16 protein-coding genes are annotated in these 17,113 nt (G+C 54.1%); 5 read left to right on the top strand and 11 right to left on the bottom strand.

Going from position 1 to position 17,113, the window contains the following annotated elements:
• The first annotated feature begins 49 nt into the window (after nt 1-49).
• Both argA and QWY27_RS13660 read left to right on the top strand, forming a co-directional pair.
• Nucleotides 50-1,450: an amino-acid N-acetyltransferase gene (gene argA, locus QWY27_RS13665; RefSeq protein WP_290198956.1), complete on the top strand. Its 1,401-nt coding sequence runs from the start codon at nt 50-52 to the stop codon at nt 1,448-1,450.
• 107 nt (nt 1,451-1,557) lie between these two features.
• Nucleotides 1,558-1,830, top strand: a complete 273-nt coding sequence (locus tag QWY27_RS13660) for an oxidative damage protection protein (RefSeq protein WP_290198953.1) — start codon at nt 1,558-1,560, stop codon at nt 1,828-1,830.
• Here QWY27_RS13660 and rpiA read toward each other — a convergent pair.
• From rpiA to radA, 7 genes are read right to left on the bottom strand one after another with little or no spacing between them, the layout of a single operon-like run.
• Nucleotides 1,822-2,493 carry a ribose-5-phosphate isomerase RpiA gene (rpiA, locus tag QWY27_RS13655; RefSeq protein ID WP_290198952.1) on the bottom strand — a complete coding sequence of 224 codons (672 nt, stop codon included), beginning with the start codon at nt 2,491-2,493 and terminating at the stop codon, nt 1,822-1,824. The two genes, QWY27_RS13660 and rpiA, sit on opposite strands and share 9 nt — an antisense overlap.
• 38 nt (nt 2,494-2,531) lie before the next feature.
• Complete coding sequence (locus QWY27_RS13650; RefSeq protein ID WP_290198950.1) at nt 2,532-3,959, bottom strand: DNA recombination protein RmuC; 1,428 nt, start codon at nt 3,957-3,959, stop codon at nt 2,532-2,534.
• Nucleotides 3,956-4,318: a Spx/MgsR family RNA polymerase-binding regulatory protein gene (locus QWY27_RS13645; protein WP_290198984.1), complete on the bottom strand. Its 363-nt coding sequence runs from the start codon at nt 4,316-4,318 to the stop codon at nt 3,956-3,958. The genes QWY27_RS13650 and QWY27_RS13645 overlap by 4 nt, the downstream gene beginning before the upstream one ends.
• Nucleotides 4,319-4,367: 49 nt before the next feature.
• Nucleotides 4,368-5,117 (bottom strand): 3-deoxy-D-manno-octulosonic acid kinase, encoded by a 750-nt coding sequence (locus QWY27_RS13640; RefSeq protein ID WP_290198949.1) that lies wholly within the window; start codon nt 5,115-5,117, stop codon nt 4,368-4,370.
• A gap of 57 nt (nt 5,118-5,174) precedes the next feature.
• A complete protein-coding gene (locus tag QWY27_RS13635) occupies nt 5,175-5,588 on the bottom strand; it encodes a group II truncated hemoglobin (RefSeq protein ID WP_290198948.1) in 414 nt (137 codons plus the stop codon).
• Nucleotides 5,589-5,635: 47 nt separating this feature from the next.
• Entirely contained in the window at nt 5,636-8,125 is a 2,490-nt protein-coding gene (locus QWY27_RS13630) for an ABC transporter permease (RefSeq protein WP_290198947.1), read from the bottom strand.
• On the bottom strand, nt 8,122-9,489 hold the full coding sequence (radA, locus tag QWY27_RS13625) for a DNA repair protein RadA (protein ID WP_290198946.1): 1,368 nt from the start codon (nt 9,487-9,489) through the stop codon (nt 8,122-8,124). Before radA ends, QWY27_RS13630 begins: the two co-directional genes overlap by 4 nt.
• Nucleotides 9,490-9,649: 160 nt before the next feature.
• On the opposite strand from radA, the gene hpnC reads away from it, so the two are divergent.
• The 3 genes from hpnC to hpnE are packed head-to-tail and all read left to right on the top strand — an operon-like array spanning nt 9,650 to nt 12,697.
• Entirely contained in the window at nt 9,650-10,456 is an 807-nt protein-coding gene (gene hpnC / locus QWY27_RS13620; protein WP_290198945.1) for a squalene synthase HpnC, read from the top strand.
• A 4-nt stretch (nt 10,457-10,460) separates the two neighbouring features.
• Entirely contained in the window at nt 10,461-11,339 is an 879-nt protein-coding gene (gene hpnD, locus QWY27_RS13615; RefSeq protein WP_290198944.1) for a presqualene diphosphate synthase HpnD, read from the top strand.
• Complete coding sequence (hpnE, locus tag QWY27_RS13610) at nt 11,336-12,697, top strand: hydroxysqualene dehydroxylase HpnE (RefSeq protein WP_290198943.1); 1,362 nt, start codon at nt 11,336-11,338, stop codon at nt 12,695-12,697. The genes hpnD and hpnE overlap by 4 nt, the downstream gene beginning before the upstream one ends.
• Before the next feature lie 3 nt (nt 12,698-12,700).
• Here hpnE and crcB read toward each other — a convergent pair whose 3' ends face one another.
• The 4 genes from crcB to alaC are packed head-to-tail and all read right to left on the bottom strand — an operon-like array spanning nt 12,701 to nt 16,996.
• Entirely contained in the window at nt 12,701-13,087 is a 387-nt protein-coding gene (gene crcB, locus QWY27_RS13605; RefSeq protein WP_290198941.1) for a fluoride efflux transporter CrcB, read from the bottom strand.
• An 11-nt stretch (nt 13,088-13,098) separates the two neighbouring features.
• On the bottom strand, nt 13,099-14,508 hold the full coding sequence (thrC, locus tag QWY27_RS13600; protein ID WP_290198940.1) for a threonine synthase: 1,410 nt from the start codon (nt 14,506-14,508) through the stop codon (nt 13,099-13,101).
• The gene (locus QWY27_RS13595) at nt 14,505-15,812 is read right to left on the bottom strand and encodes a homoserine dehydrogenase (protein ID WP_290198939.1); all 1,308 of its coding nucleotides are present in this window, start codon (nt 15,810-15,812) and stop codon (nt 14,505-14,507) included. The genes thrC and QWY27_RS13595 overlap by 4 nt, the downstream gene beginning before the upstream one ends.
• A complete protein-coding gene (alaC, locus tag QWY27_RS13590; protein ID WP_290198938.1) occupies nt 15,812-16,996 on the bottom strand; it encodes an alanine transaminase in 1,185 nt (394 codons plus the stop codon). Before alaC ends, QWY27_RS13595 begins: the two co-directional genes overlap by 1 nt.
• Between the last annotated feature and the right edge of the window lie 117 nt (nt 16,997-17,113).

The raw sequence follows: 17,113 nt of genomic DNA, 5'->3' as shown, positions 1-17,113 counted from the left end.
TTTATATCTCTTACTCACAGCGCTCACGAGGTTAACAACACAAGCCGCCATGCCTGACAAAAAAGCACCAGAAGCCGGATCCACCCAAGAATCGCCAAATACCAGTCCAGAGGGGACCGTTTCGGCCCAGGAAGCGCCTGAGTTTGCTGCCGCGCAATTCGTTCGCTGGTTTAGAGAGGTTGCTCCCTATGTCCACGCTTTCAGAGGGAAAACCTTCGTCGTTGCTTTTGGCGGCGAGCTCGTTCAAGCCAATGCCTTGAACGCCTTGATCCAAGATTTGTCTTTATTATCAGCGCTTGGCATCAAACTGGTCTTGGTCCACGGGTCACGTCCGCAAGTCAATGAGCAACTTCGCCTCAAAGGCTTTAGCCAGCAGTTTGATCGCGGTCGCTCACCGACGGATGCCGATGCGCTGGAGTGCGCCAAAGAAGCCGCAGGCGAAATCCGCCTCGACATCGAGGCCGCATTTAGCCAAGGCTTGCCCAATACGCCTATGTCGCATGCGCAAATCAGGGTGATTTCCGGCAACTTTGTCACCGCGCGCCCAACCGGCATTATTGATGGCATCGACTACAAGCATACTGGCCAAGTCCGCAAAATCGATGTGGATGCGTTGCGCTTTGCCATTGAGCGTGGTTCGATCGTTCTGCTTTCACCGCTTGGTTTTTCCCCAACCGGCGAAGCCTTTAATTTGTCCATGGAAGAGCTTGCCACAAGTGTCGCCACCAAGTTGCGTGCGGAAAAACTCATCTTCTTGACCGAAACGCCTGGCGTACTTGCCTCGGACGGCTCGGTGGACACCGAGCTTGCCCGATTAGATGCCGATGCCTTGCTGGCATCTGGGGAACTCGACGAAAACACTGCGTACTATTTGCAATACGCCTCCCGTGCGGTCAAACGAGGCGTGACCCGCGCGCACCTGATTCCCTTTTCAATGGATGGTGTGGTGTTGCTCGAGATTTTTACGCACGATGGCGTGGGCACCATGGTCGTCGAGGATACGCTCGATGATTTACGGCCTGCGACAATCGATGATGTGGGCGCGATCCTACAGTTGATCGAACCCCTTGAGCAAGACGGCACACTCGTACCACGTGGCCGCGCGGTGATTGAGAGAGAGGTCGAAAATTTCACCGTACTCGAGCACGATGGTGTGATTTACGGCTGCGCCACGCTCAACGACTATCCAAAAGATCAGATGGCTGAAATGGCCTGCCTGATCGTGCACCCCGAGTGGCAAGGCGCCGGCGAAGGTGAGATTTTGTTGCGCCACATGGAGTCCCGCGCACGCGCGCACGGCGCCAAACGACTCTTTGTTCTGACCACACGGACATCGCACTGGTTCATCAAGCGCGGTTTCGTTCAGGGGGGCGTCGCCGACCTGCCAAAGGAAAAGCAAGCCCATTACAACCGCTCTCGCAATAGCCTGATATTTATCAAACGCCTGTGAAGTTCAGGGCTATGTGCGTCACGGATGCGCTAAACGCCCTACAATCGTTCCGATAGTTTTTAAAAAGCTGAAATTTGCTTTAAATAGCCACACATACAGGAAATAAAATGAGTCGCACTGTTCAATGCATCAAGCTCAAAAAAGAGGCTGAGGGTTTGGAGTTTCCTCCTTATCCCGGCGAGACTGGCACCAAAATTTGGCACAGTATTTCAAAGCAAGCCTGGCAGGACTGGCTCAATGTACAGACTCGCCTTGTGAACGAAAACAGACTGAATCTGGCTGATGCCCGCGCACGCAAATACCTCAAAGAACAAATGGAAAAATACTTGTTTGAGGACATCGACGTCGAAGCACAAGGCTTCGTTCCCCCGTCAGCCTAAGCGCCTGATCCCTTGTTGAGTCGCCAACAGTGCGATGTTGGCTGGACTCAGTGCGAACAAACCATTCGTCACTACACCCGGCACACAATTCAGCTGCCTTTCCATCGCAGGGGCATCCGTGATTGCCAGACCGTGGATGTCCAAAATCTGGTTGCCATTATCGGTCGTGAAACCATCCCGCAGGACGGGCTGACCGCCAAGCTGCAAGGCCGCGCGCGCGACGGCCTGGCGCGCAATCGGCAACACTTCAATCGGCAGAGGAAACTTTCCGAGATGCTCGACAAGCTTGCTCTCGTCGGCAATACAAAGGAACTGTTTAGCGACTGATGCAACGATTTTTTCACGCGTCAGCGCGCCCCCTCCTCCCTTAATCATATGCAGGTGGCTGTTAATCTCATCCGCACCGTCCACATAAACAGGCATGGTCTCCACATCGTTGAGATCCAAAACGAGGATACCCAATCCTGCCAGACGCTTTGCACTGCGTTCCGAGCTTGCAACAGCACCGCGAAAGCGTCCACGATACTTAGCTAAACCGTCGATAAATAAATCCGCCGTGGAACCCGTTCCGACGCCAATCACTGCCTGAGGCGTCAACAGGGGTTCGATAAATGACAGCGCAGCCTCTGCGGCCTGTTGTTTAAGATCTTGCTGGGAAAGCATATTTAGTTCCTGTTGAGAGATGAGAGGCCACAAGAGGCTTAGCGACTAGTATCAGGATCGGCCAGCGTATCTGACGCCGGGGTATCGACACCAAGTCCTTCTAATTCGTTTGCTTCAGAGGAAAAAATGGCGCGCGCCTGGTCTTCAGGCATGGCCTCGACGCTTTTCAGGCTGCGAAGCATCACGCGAGTGCGCGATTCAGTCTGTCCAATTTTATTGCTGGCAGTATCGAGAGACTTTTTGACGTTAGCTAGCGCATCACCGAATTTACCAAACTCGGTCTTCACAGCACGCAGCACTTGCCAAACCTCAGAGGAGCGCTCCTGAATCGCAAGCGTACGGAAACCCATCTGTAAACTATTTAGCAATGCAGCCAGATTAGCCGGGCCCGCGACATTGACGCGTAAGTCATGCAATTTGTCCAATAGACCCGATTGGCGAAGCACCTCAGCATACAAACTCTCGCTGGGCAAAAACATAATTGCAAAATCTGTCGTGTGAGGGGGCGAGACATATTTAGCCACAATCGTTTTAGCTTGTAACTCGACGGCCCGGGCCAGCGCTGCGCCTGCAGCCTTGATCCCATCGCGATCCGCCGAGTCATGCGCGTCCATGAGACGCTCATACTCCTCTTTTGGAAACTTGGCATCAATTGGCAACCATACAGGTTGATCCATCACGCCCTGACCAGGTAATTTGATCGCGAATTCGACTTGCGCATCGCTACCCGGTACCGTTTTGATATTTTGAGCGTACTGATCAGGCGTCATACTGTCCTCGATCAAGCGCGCCAGTTGAACCTCCCCCCATGTGCCCCGGGTTTTAACATTGGTCAACACGCGTTTGAGATCACCCACGCCCGCAGCCAGACTTTGCATTTCCCCAAGACCTTTCTGTACAGACTCCAGCCGATCGGAAACTTGCTTGAAGGATTGCGTCAAACGGGTCTCAAGCGTTGCATGAAGCTTTTCATCAACGGTCCTGCGCATCTCATCGAGCTTGGCCGAGTTGTCAGTTTGCAGAGAGAGCAACCGGTCCTCGACCGCCACACGTAATTCTGCGATTCTGCGCTCATTCGTTTGGATGAGCGTTTGAAGCTGTTCAGAAAAACCTGCAGCAAAACGATTGAGCGACTCTGCGCTCTCCACACGGCCCGCTGCAGCATCACGCGCCATAGCAGCACGAAACTCCGCATCGCTTTGCGCAAGCTCCACTCTCAGTGCGCGCGAAGACTCCGCAAGCTCGGCACGTAATTGGCGATGCGTCTCAGCTTGCTCGGTCCGCAAGCCGCGTTCAAGTCGCTCTTGTCCCGCTATGATTTGTTCGAGACGCGGATCGACGACAGCAGAGGGTTGCCGCCCTGCCCGCAACCATCCAAGAAAAGAAAACAATACTGCCAAACAGGCAGCAACCGCGATGAGCAGCAGGAAAATTTCTTGCGCAGTCAGCGCGGTCAAATCAATCAATGGGCACCTAGTTTTTCGGCGAAACGTTTTTCATTAAAACCAACGGTCACGGATTGATCCGGATAGACCGCGACTGGGCGACGAATCAAAGCAGGATAGTCTGCGATCAAAGATAACCACTCTTTTTCCGATACGGGTGATTTACGATATTCGTCAAGATGACGCCAAGTCATTGAGGCACGGTTGACGAGCTTCTCCCAGCCGCCCAGCGCCAAGGACCAAGCTTTGAGGGTCGCTGCAGGCAGAGGCTGATCGCGGTAGTCCTGAAACTGGTAGGAAACATCGTGGGAAGCGAGCCAAGCCTGCGCCTTGATGCAGGTACTACACTTGGCTAATCCATAAAGTTTGACCGTCATCATCATTCCTGTTTTGCTATTTGCATAAGAACTCGACTTTCATCGGGTTATTTTAGTTGCTCTGAGCGAACCAAATTTCTTGGTAGCCCTCATTGAATGCTCGCCAGCAATCATGATGCTGGACAAGAGAAAGCTTCTTCAAGGAACGCAACAAACGCGAGAGGTTTTCAGCGCGCTGGCCAGGCGTGAGCTTACCAAGCCGACCCCGATCGAAATCAATGAGCCATATCTTTCCAAGCGGATCAAACAAGATATTAAAGACATTCAAATCGGCGTGCCACACACCAAAGCGATGCATCGCGGCAATCACTTGACCTGCATGCTTCCAGAGCAACGCATCACTGGTGTACGCCAATGGCTGCGCATCTGGAATCTGTTCGGTCAGTAAGGCGGCCCGGTACGTTAGACCATGACGCCATGCCGCAGCACCAAGTGGACGGGGCACAGGCAAACCTGCTCTCCAAAGCGTACGAATCAAATCAAACTCAACGCTCGAACGCGTCTTTTCAAAACCTGACCACAGGTAACGATTCTGAACAAATTTGGCAACTAAACCGCCACGACGATAATGACGTAAAACCGCATCAAACGCACCCGCACGAACAAACCATGCCGCTGCCCGTCCACCCGCTGCGACCGGACGCGCGTGCAAAGCTGGCGTATGAGGATCGAAATAATCCCAAATCGTCAATTCTGGGCCGCAACGTTCACTTAACGCATGATCCACGCGGAACCAGCGATCAGCAAGAGTCAACTGATCAACTGTTTGCTCAAACATCGCCTCGTTCATCGTATTGCTCATTCAGACAGCATCCCATCGGCAGTATTGATCGACTACTTTGATCGACCACTTGAACCCCTAACCTTCTCGATTACGCATCCAGTCGGCGACACCAAAGAAAATTTCCAGCATTCGGTCAAGCAGAGGCTCTGGATAACCAAGCTCTTTCATGGCACGCCCCATGCAAAGCAGCCACTGATCCCGTTCAGCGATACCAATGGAAAACGGCAAATGACGGGCTCGCAGACGCGGATGACCAAAACGCTCGATGTAATGTTGTGGCCCACCAAAATAACCACACAAATACCAAAACAACTTATCCCGGGCCTGGTCCAAACTCGCACCATGGACATCACGCAGAAGTTTAAGGTCAGCGTCCACATCCATCAAATCATAAAAACGATCGACTAACTGTCGAATGCCAGATTCGCCACCTAAAATCTCAAACATGGTGGGGCCTTGCGGCTTGGCTTGCTGCTCGGTTTGACTCATTCGTCTTTCTGTCTAAAGGATATTAGTGTGAGGCACATGTCAGCGTCTTAGGCATGATGTCGCAAAATAGTGAGCGGAGGCGTATTTAGCACACCTCTTAACGCAATCGCGCCCGCTAACCAGGCACCCAGCATACAAACGGAAAGACCAAGCAACCAGGGCCAAAGCGATAGGCGCATATCAAACTCAAACACCCAGTGCGATAAAGCCCAAGCGGCCAACGTCGCACCGCCCGAGGCAAGTAAACCTGCCAACGCACCCACCGCGAGCAACTCAATGCGCTGGGCACCTGCTAGTTGACGCCGGGTGGCCCCAAAGGAGCGAAGCAAAGCGGCCTCTCTGACGCGTTCATCACGGGTGGCTGAAAGCGCGGCGGCCAACACAATGGCGCCGGCAAAAACGGAGAACAAAAACAAACCTTGAACCGCTACCGAGACCTTATCAAGAATATTTTGTAATTGACTCAATATCGCACCCACATCGAAAACAGTCAAATTAGGAAACTGTTTGACCAGATCCTGCGTGACAGTGAGCCGATCAGGAGGGAGGTAAAAAGCAGTCATCCACGTTTGTGGGGCCTCTTTCAAGGCAGCGGGCGTCGTAATGGCAAAGAAGTTCGCGCGCATCGAATCCCAGTCCACCCGCCTGAGGCTCGTGACTTCCATGCGAATTTTTTCACCTGCCACATCAAAGTCCATCATATCTCCGACCTTGAGCCCAAGCGACTTGGCCAAACCGATTTCGAGCGAGACCTCCGGGCGCGCAGCGTTTAAGTCCCGTCCGACGACGATCTGGCCTGGCTCTGCCAGACGATCTGCATAAGACAAATTGAACTCGCGTTCGACCAGCCTTTGGGCACGCGCATCTTCATAATCCGCAGCCGAGACGGTACGATTATTTAGGGCGACAAATCGCCCCCTTACCATCGGTGAGAGCCTGACTTGCGTCAACCCTGCTGCATTGAGGGTTTGCTCGATACTCTGGACTTGATCGTTCTGGATATTGATTAAAAAACGGTTTGGCGCATCGGCCGGCAAGGTTCTTTGCCAACCGGCCAGCAAGTCGGTCCGCACGATCGTTAGCAAAAGAATTGCCATCATGCCCACAGCTAGCGCGCTAGTTTGAGCGATGGTGGCACCGCGCCTGCGCACGACGCCAGCCAAGGCAAACCGCAGAACAGGAAATGATTTGAGCTTCGCTCTAAGGCCGGAAAGCGCCCACAATACCAACAGACCCAAACCTGCAAAGAGCGCAGCCGCGGCAAAAAAACCCGCGGCCAACCCGACTCCAAGTTTGACATCATTGGCAACCCACCACATCAGCACCGAAAACCCGGCTAAACCCAACACGTAACCTACCAGACTCTGAAGAGGTATGCCATTTTCCTGTGCGCGTAATATTTGTGAAGGGGGAACATGACGCAGCCCGTTCAAAGGCGGCCAGGAAAAGGCTAACAATAGCCAAAGACCTGCGAACAAACCCTGCAAAGCGGGCTCAACACTGGCCTGAGGTAGGTCCGCCCCCAGCAAACCACCCAGCGCCTGAACCATCAAAGCTTGTCCACCCCAGCCCAAGGCCACACCAACCAAAGAAGCCAAGACGCCCGTCAGGATAAACTCGCCCAACAAAATAGTCGTGACTTTTGTTTGAGTTGCTCCAAGGCAGCGCATCACGGCCACACTATTACGATGGCGCTGGCCAAATCGTCTCGCGCCCAATGCAACAGCGACAGCCGCAATCAGCACGGCCAACATTGCCACCAACGCCAGGAACTCCTGCGCACGATCAAGTGAACGTCTGATTTCGGGACGACCGGTTTCGACCGTTACGATTTTTTGACCGGCAGTCATGACGCCCTTGAGCCATTCACGATACATATCGATGGCCGGTCCATCGCCGGCGACTAAAAAGTTGTAGCCAATCCGACTGCCACGGGTGATCAGACCCGAACGGGCCAAGTCCTCTGCCCGGACCATGACGCGCGGGGCAAGATTGACAAACTGCGCGCCGCGATCGGGCTCATAGGTAATGACGCGTGCAATGTTAAGGCTCAAGTCACCCACATTGATTGAGTCCCCGATTTTCAGGCCTGTTTGACTCAAAACCTGTGCATCCACCCATGCCTGTCCCACCTCAGGGGACACAGTCGTTTGTTGCTCAGGACCGCCCAATACATTCGTGGTGCGCAAACCGCCCCGCAACGGATAGCCTGCTTCGACACCTTTGATCGAAGCGAGCACTAGGCGACCATTACTGCCAACCATTGAAGGAAACTGCCAGCCTAAGACAGTGCGCAAACCCTGGTTTCGCGCGCGCTCGACAAACTGAGGGGGAATGGGTTGAGAGGACTCCAGAACAAGGTCAGCACCCAGCATTTGCGCAGCATCTCGCTCAAGCGCCCTTCCCACTCGATCCGCTAAAAATCCAACACTGGTCACAGCGGCTACCGCGATCACCACTGCCAGGCCCAGCAAACGCAAATCTCCAGCCCGCGCATCCCGCCAGGTTTGTCTAAAAATGATCTTCAGAATATTCATGCGCGCAACCTGTCCAGAGCATCTTGGAGGCGATCAACCGCCCACACCTCAAGCCCTTCTATAGGCTGCCTGGGTGCATTGGCTTTGGGAATAATCGCGACAGAAAAGCCCAGCTTGGCAGCCTCACGCAATCTTTCCTGACCACGCGGCGCGGGCCTGACCTCTCCGGCCAGTCCAACCTCGCCAAACGCAAATAAACCCTTGGGCAGAGGACGATCACGCAACGAGGACAAAATCGCCAGCAACACAGCAAGATCGGCTGCTGGCTCAGTAATCCGTACTCCACCTACTGCATTCACAAAAACATCCTGATCCGAAGTAGAGACCCCGGCATGCCGATTCAACACGGCCAACAACATGGCCAGGCGATTGCCCTCGAGACCAACCGATAAACGTCGGGGATTTGGGACATGTGCCGTGTCAACCAAGGCTTGGATCTCAACCAGCAAAGGACGGGTGCCTTCCTGGGTCGCCATGACGCAGGAACCGGAGACTTGGGCTGAATGCTGCGATAAAAATAGTGCTGAGGGATTGGCCACGCCACGCAAACCCCGGTCGGTCATGGCAAAAACACCCAGCTCATTGACCGCGCCAAAACGATTTTTGAAGGCACGAATCAGACGAAAAGATGAATGCGTATCGCCCTCGAAATATAGGACGGTATCCACAATATGCTCAAGCACCCGGGGGCCGGCAAGCGCACCATCTTTGGTCACATGACCAATCATCACGATGGGAATGCCTGCTTGTTTCGCGAGCCTGGTCAGCTGGGCGGCGCACTCTTTGACTTGCGACACTGAACCCGGCGCGGCGGTGAGCTCGCTGGAGTACATTGTTTGAATCGAATCGATCACGGCAACAGCCGGCTTTTGCTCAAGAAGTGCCGTCTGAATGGCTTCGAGACGAATCTCAGCGAAAAGATCCACACCATCGCCCGATAAGCCCAAGCGTCTTGCCCGCAAGGCCACTTGCTCGGCGGATTCTTCACCCGTTACATACAAAACCCTGCGCTCGCCCGACATGGCAACCAGCGCCTGCAGCAAAAGCGTCGATTTACCAATACCAGGATCGCCCCCGATCAAAACGACTGCCCCGGCGACCAAACCGCCGCCAAGCACTCGGTCAAACTCAGCAATGCCTGTGGTGATCCGCGGCAATTCGAGCGCCTCAACGTCAGAAAGACTGCGCAGCGCGCTGGAGGCGGTCAACGGCGCATAGCGATGCTGTTCTGCCTGGGCGGCAAAACCTGCGTCTCTGGACTCTTCGAGCGTATTCCAAGCTTGGCAATGCGGACACTGACCCAGCCATTTCGGGCTGATGCCACCACATTCGGAGCAAGTAAAGATTGTTTTGATTTTGGCCATGTAAGTCTCTGGCGCATGATGCACCGCATAACGCTAGTCTAACGCAGGGGCAAACCCTAAAAGACCTGAAAATAGTCCACTAAACCCACAGTATTGACGGGGTGAACCACTACACTTTGTTTTTTGCACTTCAGCGCATCTGAATTAAGCATTTTTTGATATGGCCGTTGACCACTACGAAAACTTTCCCGTTGCCTCTATTCTGCTGCCCAGACATCTGCGCCGTGCGGTCACTGATATCTATCGTTTTGCTCGGGGCGCAGACGATTTGGCCGACGAAGGGGATGCCACAAGCGCAGAGCGGCTCAATGCCTTACAGTCCTACCGGGCAGCCATTCTGGACATTGCCAGGGGCCAACAGCCAGAAGCACCTTTCCGCGCTCTGGCACAGACGATCTCTGAGCACGCGCTACCTGTTCAACCCTTTTTAGATCTGCTCTCCGCGTTTGACCAGGACATTCAAAAAAAACGCTATGAGAACTTTGACACCCTTTTAGACTATTGCAGACGCTCCGCAGATCCAGTCGGTACGCTGATGCTGCATTTGTACAAAACCACGGATTCTGTCTCCCTAGCCCAATCGGCCTCGATCTGTTCCGCGCTGCAACTGATTAATTTTTTGCAAGACGTCGCAATCGACTGGGAAAAAGCCCGCATTTATCTGCCTCAAGACGATCTCGAGCGATTTGGTGTGACGGAACAGCACATTGCCCATGCTCAAGTTGACCAAGCCTGGCGCAATCTGATGCAGTTTCAGGTCGATCGCGCGCGGAGCTTGTTAAACTCCGGGCTTCCGCTTGGTCGAACACTTTCAGGCAGAATTGGTCTTGAGCTCAGGCTCATCGTCCAGGGTGGCCTGAGAATTCTCGAAAAAATCGAGCATGTAGATTTTGATGTTTTCCGACATCGCCCGATATTACGCCCCAAGGATTGGGTCTTGATGTGTTGGCGTGCGTTTAGAGCTTGATAAGATGACCCCTAACGAATATTGCCAGGAAAAAGCGGCGAAAAGTGGCTCTAGCTTTTATTACGCTTTTTTGTTTTTGCCACCCGAGCGTCGCCAAGCCATCACAGCACTCTACGCTTTTTGCAGGGAGGTCGATGATGTGGTCGACGAATGCTCGGATGCCTCCATCGCCCGCATTAAGCTCGCCTGGTGGCGCACTCAGATAGAGGCCATGTATCAGGGCAAGTCTGAACATCCGGTTACGCTCGCCCTCGCCCCACACCTCAAGCCTTTCGATATCACTCAGGCGCGTCTGCTGGCTGTGATCGACGGTATGGAAATGGACCTGGATCAAACACGCTATCTAGACTGGCCCGGACTTGAAAAATATTGCTGGCATGTTGCCGGCGTGGTGGGCGAGCTCTCTGCAGGCATTTTTGGCTATAGCGATGCTGCGACACTTCGCTACGCAAGCAAGCTGGGGATTGCTTTTCAACTCACCAATATCATCCGCGATGTTGGTGATGACGCGCGACGCGGACGCATTTATCTTCCGATTAGTGACCTCCAGCAGTTTGGGGTTCGCGCTGCAGATGTTCTAAATAGTCAGTATTCAGAGAACTTTTCTGCACTGATGGCTTTTGAGGCAAAACGCGCGCGCGCGCTTTACCGGGAAGCAGTCGATGCGCTACCTGAAAGCGATCGACGCGCACAGCGTCCCGGGCTCATGATGGCGGCGATCTACTATGCGCTGTTAGGCGAGATTGAGCATGAGAAATGGCAGGTATTGGATCAAAGAATCTCGCTGACGCCTTTGCGGAAGTTTTGGCTTGCATGGAAAAACTTTGTGGGCGCCGGCCGCAGCGTGTTGCGACAAATTCGACGCGCGCCTGAGACGCCGTGAATGTTGCACTCATCGGCGCCGGTTGGGCAGGCTTGGCCGCGGCGCTCACCCTAAAGGATCTTGGCGCACACGTCACGGTCTTTGAAGCCGCTCCAGTGACAGGTGGGCGCGCGCGAGGTGTCGATGACATCCACATGGGGCGCATCGATAACGGACAACATCTCATGCTCGGCGCCTACACGGAGTCGCTCAAGATCATTGAAAGCCTCCATCCTCGCCTGTCTCTTTCGCAATTACTCGTTCGTGAGCCGCTCCTTCTTGAAAGTGCTGATGGTAGCTTCAGGCTACATGCTCCCGCACTACCTGCCCCGCTCAATACCCTGGCTGCGATCTGGTCAGCCAAGGGGCTGGGTATGAAGGATCGTTACAAAGCTTTTCGTTTCATGCTGCAGTGCAGACTCTCCGGCTGGTGTGCGAAAGAAAACGAAACTGTTCACGCACTGCTTTTGCGCCACAATCAATCAGAACAACTCGCCCGTAAACTGTGGACACCGCTTTGTCTGGCTGCGCTCAACACCCCAATACACAACGCTTGCGCACAACTTTTTCTCAATGTTTTACGCGATAGTCTGGCCGGCAAGCGCCAAGCAAGCGATCTGCTCATTCCCCGAGTCGATCTCACACAACTGTGGCCCGCTGCCGCGGCAGAGTGTTTCACGATGCGGGCTCGACACATTGTGCGCGCTGTACGTGCGCATGCACAATACGTCGAGGTCGATGGTGAACGCTATGACGCCTGTATTGTTGCGACGCCGCCCTATGCCGCTGCGCGCATCCTGTTCGATCCCGTCAATCAAACGACACAGACCGCACCACTCACACCGCTTGCTCAATCTGAATCGGCATTGCTGAGAATTCTGCAATCCTTTGAATATCGCTCAATTGCGACGCTTGCGCTCGAGCTTGAGTCCCCTTGGCGACTTCCGCGCACAATGATGATGCTTGATGAAGATGCGCACCGAGGACACGTTGGACAATGGGTATTTAATCGAACCGATCAAAATCGCCAACTGACAGTGGTTGTCAGCGATGCGACTGATTTTTTAAAACTCGACAGAGAAGCATTCGTTGAGGCCATCGCGAGACAAATCCGCGAACAGTGTGCGAAACATCCTGAGAGCAACGGACCGATGCCTGCGGTGAAGCACCAGCGACTCATCGTCGAGAAGCGAGCGACTTTTGATGCCGTGCCGGGTCTCGGGCGCCCCTCGAATCAAAGTCCCTGGGCGCGGATCGCACTGGCTGGAGACTGGACGGATACGGGCTACCCCGCTGTGCTTGAAGGCGCCGTGCGCAGCGGTATCGCCGCTGCGTATGTGCTGGAAAAACACTTAAGTGCTGAGTGGCAACCGCTCTGACACTCAGCTTCTGAAACTATGGGCGGTCATCAGCCCTAAAAAGGTCAGGATCAACGACCCCACCAGGCTCATTCCTGCGTAGGATAAGGCCATACCCAAGCGCCCCTCCTCAACAAAAGCCACAACCTCGGCTGAAAAAGTTGAAAAAGTCGTCAGTGCGCCGAGAAAACCCGTAATAAGCAGTAAACGCCAGAACTGCGGCCACTCAGGATGGGCAGCGACCAGTCCCAGAATCAGTCCGACTAAGTAACCGCCAATCATATTGGCGGCAAAGGTCCCCCAAGGCAACATTTCAGCATGTCGATTGAGCCATAAACTCAGCAGCCACCTCAACCACGCCCCTGCCGTTGCACCGATTGCAACAGCCAGAAAGTGCATAGAGGTGAGCATCTCCATAACTGTCAGGTGCCAGCGTGTTCAGTGATGTAGGATCGTACGCTTGCGACGTCGCAGGGCAGTACCGTGAAGCGTTGCGGCAAAGACTCGAGATTTTCAAGCCCTGCGGGAACGGGGGCAGGAATGCCAAGCGCTTCCTCGATCACCTCAGAGAATTTAGCAGGCAAGGCTGTTTCAAGGACTAGCATCGGGATGCCTGGTTCGACGAACGCCGCGGCGACCTTGATCCCGTCCGCAGTATGCGGATCAATCAGGACACCTGTGCGCGCATGGACACCTCGAATCGTTGCCAGACGGTCTTGGTGCGTACTGCAGCCAGCGACAAAACCATACTGACGCTCAAGTTCAGGCTTCATATCGGATAAATCGAAAAAGCCTTCTTGCGAAAGCTCGCGCCAAAGACCCGCAACGCGCTGCGCATCACGTCCGACCAAATCAAACACAAAGCGTTCGAAATTAGAGGCACGAGAAATATCCATTGAAGGACTCGAAGTCGCGAAAGTTTGAGCGGCTCCACGCGGACGATAGATGCCCGTTCGGAAAAACTCTTCGAGGACGTTGTTTTCATTGGTCGCCAACACCAGCCTGCGGACGGGCAAACCCATCGAGCGCGCAATATGTCCAGCCAGAATGTTGCCAAAATTCCCAGACGGCACGGTAAAGGAGACCTCTTGTCCGGGTGCGGAAGTCGAGCGCAACCACCCATGGAAGTAATAAACGATCTGCGCAGCGATTCGCGCCCAATTGATTGAGTTCACCGCGCCCAGGCGATATTTGGACTTGAAGGGCAAATCACCCGCCAGCGCCTTGACCACGTCCTGCGCCTCATCAAAATTACCCTTGACGGCGATATTGTGAATGTTCGCATCTTGCAGCGAATACATCTGTGCACGCTGAAACGCACTCATACGACCGTGGGGCGAGAGCATAAATACCGCGACAGCGTCCTTGCCGCGCATCGCATACTCTGCAGCCGAACCTGTGTCACCCGAGGTGGCCCCTAAAATATTCAAGGTGCTACCACGCTGTTTCAGAACATGCGGGAATACTTGGCCAAGAAACTGCATCGCCATGTCCTTAAAGGCCAGCGTCGGCCCTTCAGACAAACACAACAAAGACATGCCGTCATACAAAGGCTTCACCGGGACAATCGCTTCGGTTTGGAAGGATGCTTTGCAATACGCGGCAGACGTCATCGAAGCAAGCGTCGGACGATCGATATCACCGACAAACAAGGATAAAACCTCTGTTGCCAGAGCGTGATAAGGCAAGGCGCGCCAGGACTCGAGCGTCTGAGCTGAAACTTTAGGGATTGATTGCGGAACAGCCAAACCGCCATCCGGAGCCAGACCTTCCAGCAAAATATCCGAAAACTCCAGAGGCGCCATCCCGCCGCGTGTTGATACATATTTCATGTCAAGCTTTCCACTCTTAACCGGGTCACATTTGAACGCACGAACTCAAGCGCTTCAATGCGCGTGATCGCAGCGTTTATATTTTTTTCCAAAGCCTGGTGGGTCAAGAAAATCAAATCCGCGCTGCCATCCGCATCGGAGGGCTGCTGAATCATGGATCCGATCGAGATACCTGCATCAGCGAACAGTCTGGCGATATCGGCCAACACACCCGGACGATCCGCCACCGTCATTCTGAGGTAATAGGAAGTCACCACTTCATCGATGGACAGAATCGGCGTATCGGCCATAGCGTCTGGCTGAAAGGCCAGGTGTGGCACGCGATGTTCGGGATCCGCTGTGTGAAGACGGGTCACGTCGACAATGTCTGCGACGACAGCCGAGGCGGTCGGCTCTTCGCCCGCGCCTTTTCCATAATAAAGCGTCTGCCCGACTGCATCGCCGCGCACAAGCACAGCATTCATCGCACCCTCGACGTTCGCCAGCAAAGAAGCGCTCGGAACCAGGGCGGGATGCACGCGCAACTCGATACCGTTGGGACGGCGTTTGGTGATACCGAGGAGTTTGATGCGATAGCCCAGGCGCTCTGCGAGCTTGATATCCTCAGAGGCGAGCTTCGAGATGCCCTCTATGTGCGCCTTGTCAAACTGAACAGGGATACCAAAGGCAAGAGAGGCCAGCAAAGTGAGCTTGTGTGCGGCATCCACGCCCTCAATGTCAAAAGTAGGATCAGCCTCGGCGTAGCCAAGCTTTTGCGCCTCCGCCAGAACAGTTGCGAACGGCAAGCCGCGTGAACGCATTTCTGACAAGATGAAATTAGTCGTGCCGTTGATGATACCTGCCACCCATTCGATGCGGTTGGCTGTCAAGCCCTCGCGCATCGCCTTGATGATTGGTATACCGCCGGCGACAGCAGCCTCGAAAGCAACCATCACGCCTTTGGCTGAGGCCGCGGCAAAAATTTCCGTTCCATGTTTTGCAAGCAGGGCTTTGTTTGCCGTCACGACATGCTTGCCTTGTGCGATCGCCTCGAGTACTAGTTCGCGCGCCAAGGTGTCGCCACCAATCAGCTCCACCACAATGTCGATCTTGGGATCGCGCACGACGGCAAAAGGATCCGTACCGAGCTCGACTGCTTGACCGAGAAGCCCGCGAGCTTTAGCAATATCGCGAACCGCCACACGGGTCACCTCTATATTTCGACCTGCACGACGCGAGATTTCGCCCGCGTTGCGCGCCAACACCTTCCAGGTGCCGCCACCAACAACGCCCAAACCTAGTAGACCAACCTTGATTGATTCCATTACAACAATCCATCCTTGCGAAACATTTCTTTGATACCCCGAACCGCTTGACGGGTTCGTTGCTCATTTTCAATCAGAGCAAAGCGCACATAGTCGTCGCCATAATCACCGAAACCAATGCCTGGCGATACGGCGACCTTGGCTTCTTCGAGGATGCGTTTGGCAAACTCCAAAGAACCCGCGGCCCGATAAGGCTCAGGAATACGCGCCCAGATATACATTGAAGCCTTCGGGTTATCCACCATCCAGCCCGCTTCATGCAACCCTTTGACCAGAACATCACGACGGCTCTGATATTTCTCAACCACCTCGGCAACACAATCCTGCGGCCCCTCGAGTGCGGCGATCGCGGCAACTTGGATCGGTGTGAATGTTCCGTAGTCGTGATAACTCTTTATACGCGCCAACGCATTGACCAGCTCGGCATTACCGACCATGAAACCAATTCTCCAGCCCGCCATGTTGTAGCTTTTACTCATTGTAAAGAACTCAACCGCCACGTCGCGCGCACCCGGCACCTGCATGATGGAAGGCGCCTGATAACCATCAAAACAGATATCGGCGTAAGCGAGATCATGCACCACAATGATGTCGTGCTCTTTGGCCAGTTTAATCACGCGTTCGAAAAAAGAAAGCTCGACACACTGCGCAGTGGGGTTGCTCGGAAAGCCGAGAATCATCATCTTAGGTTTTGGAATCGACTCACGAACGGCCCGCTCGAGCTCTTCGAAAAAATCACTTCCGGGTGTCATGCGCACGGAGCGGATATTCGCTCCAGCGATCACTGCCCCGTAGATGTGAATAGGATAGCTGGGATTGGGCACCAGCACCGTGTCACCCGTATCGAGCGTGGCTAGCATCAGATGCGCCAAACCCTCTTTTGAACCAATGGTCACGATGGCTTCGGAATCGGGATCAAACTGGACGTGATAACGGCGCGCGTACCAGTCGGTGATTGCCTTGCGTAGACGCGGGATGCCCTTTGAGACTGAATAGCCGTGCGTGGTCGGCCGTTCAGAGGCCTCAACGAGCTTGCTCACAATGTGAGGAGGCGTCGCCCCATCAGGGTTTCCCATGGACATGTCGATGATGTCTTCGCCTCGGCGACGCGCAGCCATTTTGAGCTCTGCGGTGATGTTAAAAACATACGGAGGCAGACGCTCGATGCGGGAGAATTTCCTCACAGTCAGTCCTTTTGTAAAAAAAACTTAATATTGGTTTATTTGCAGCGCAGCAAAACACTGTAATCTAGCGCATCGGGACCGTTGTCGCAAATCGATTGTTATCCACCGAACATCTGT

Source organism: Zwartia vadi (assembly GCF_030410375.1).
Taxonomy (GTDB): domain Bacteria; phylum Pseudomonadota; class Gammaproteobacteria; order Burkholderiales; family Burkholderiaceae_B; genus Zwartia; species Zwartia vadi.
This window is presented reverse-complemented; position numbering and strand designations above follow the sequence as displayed.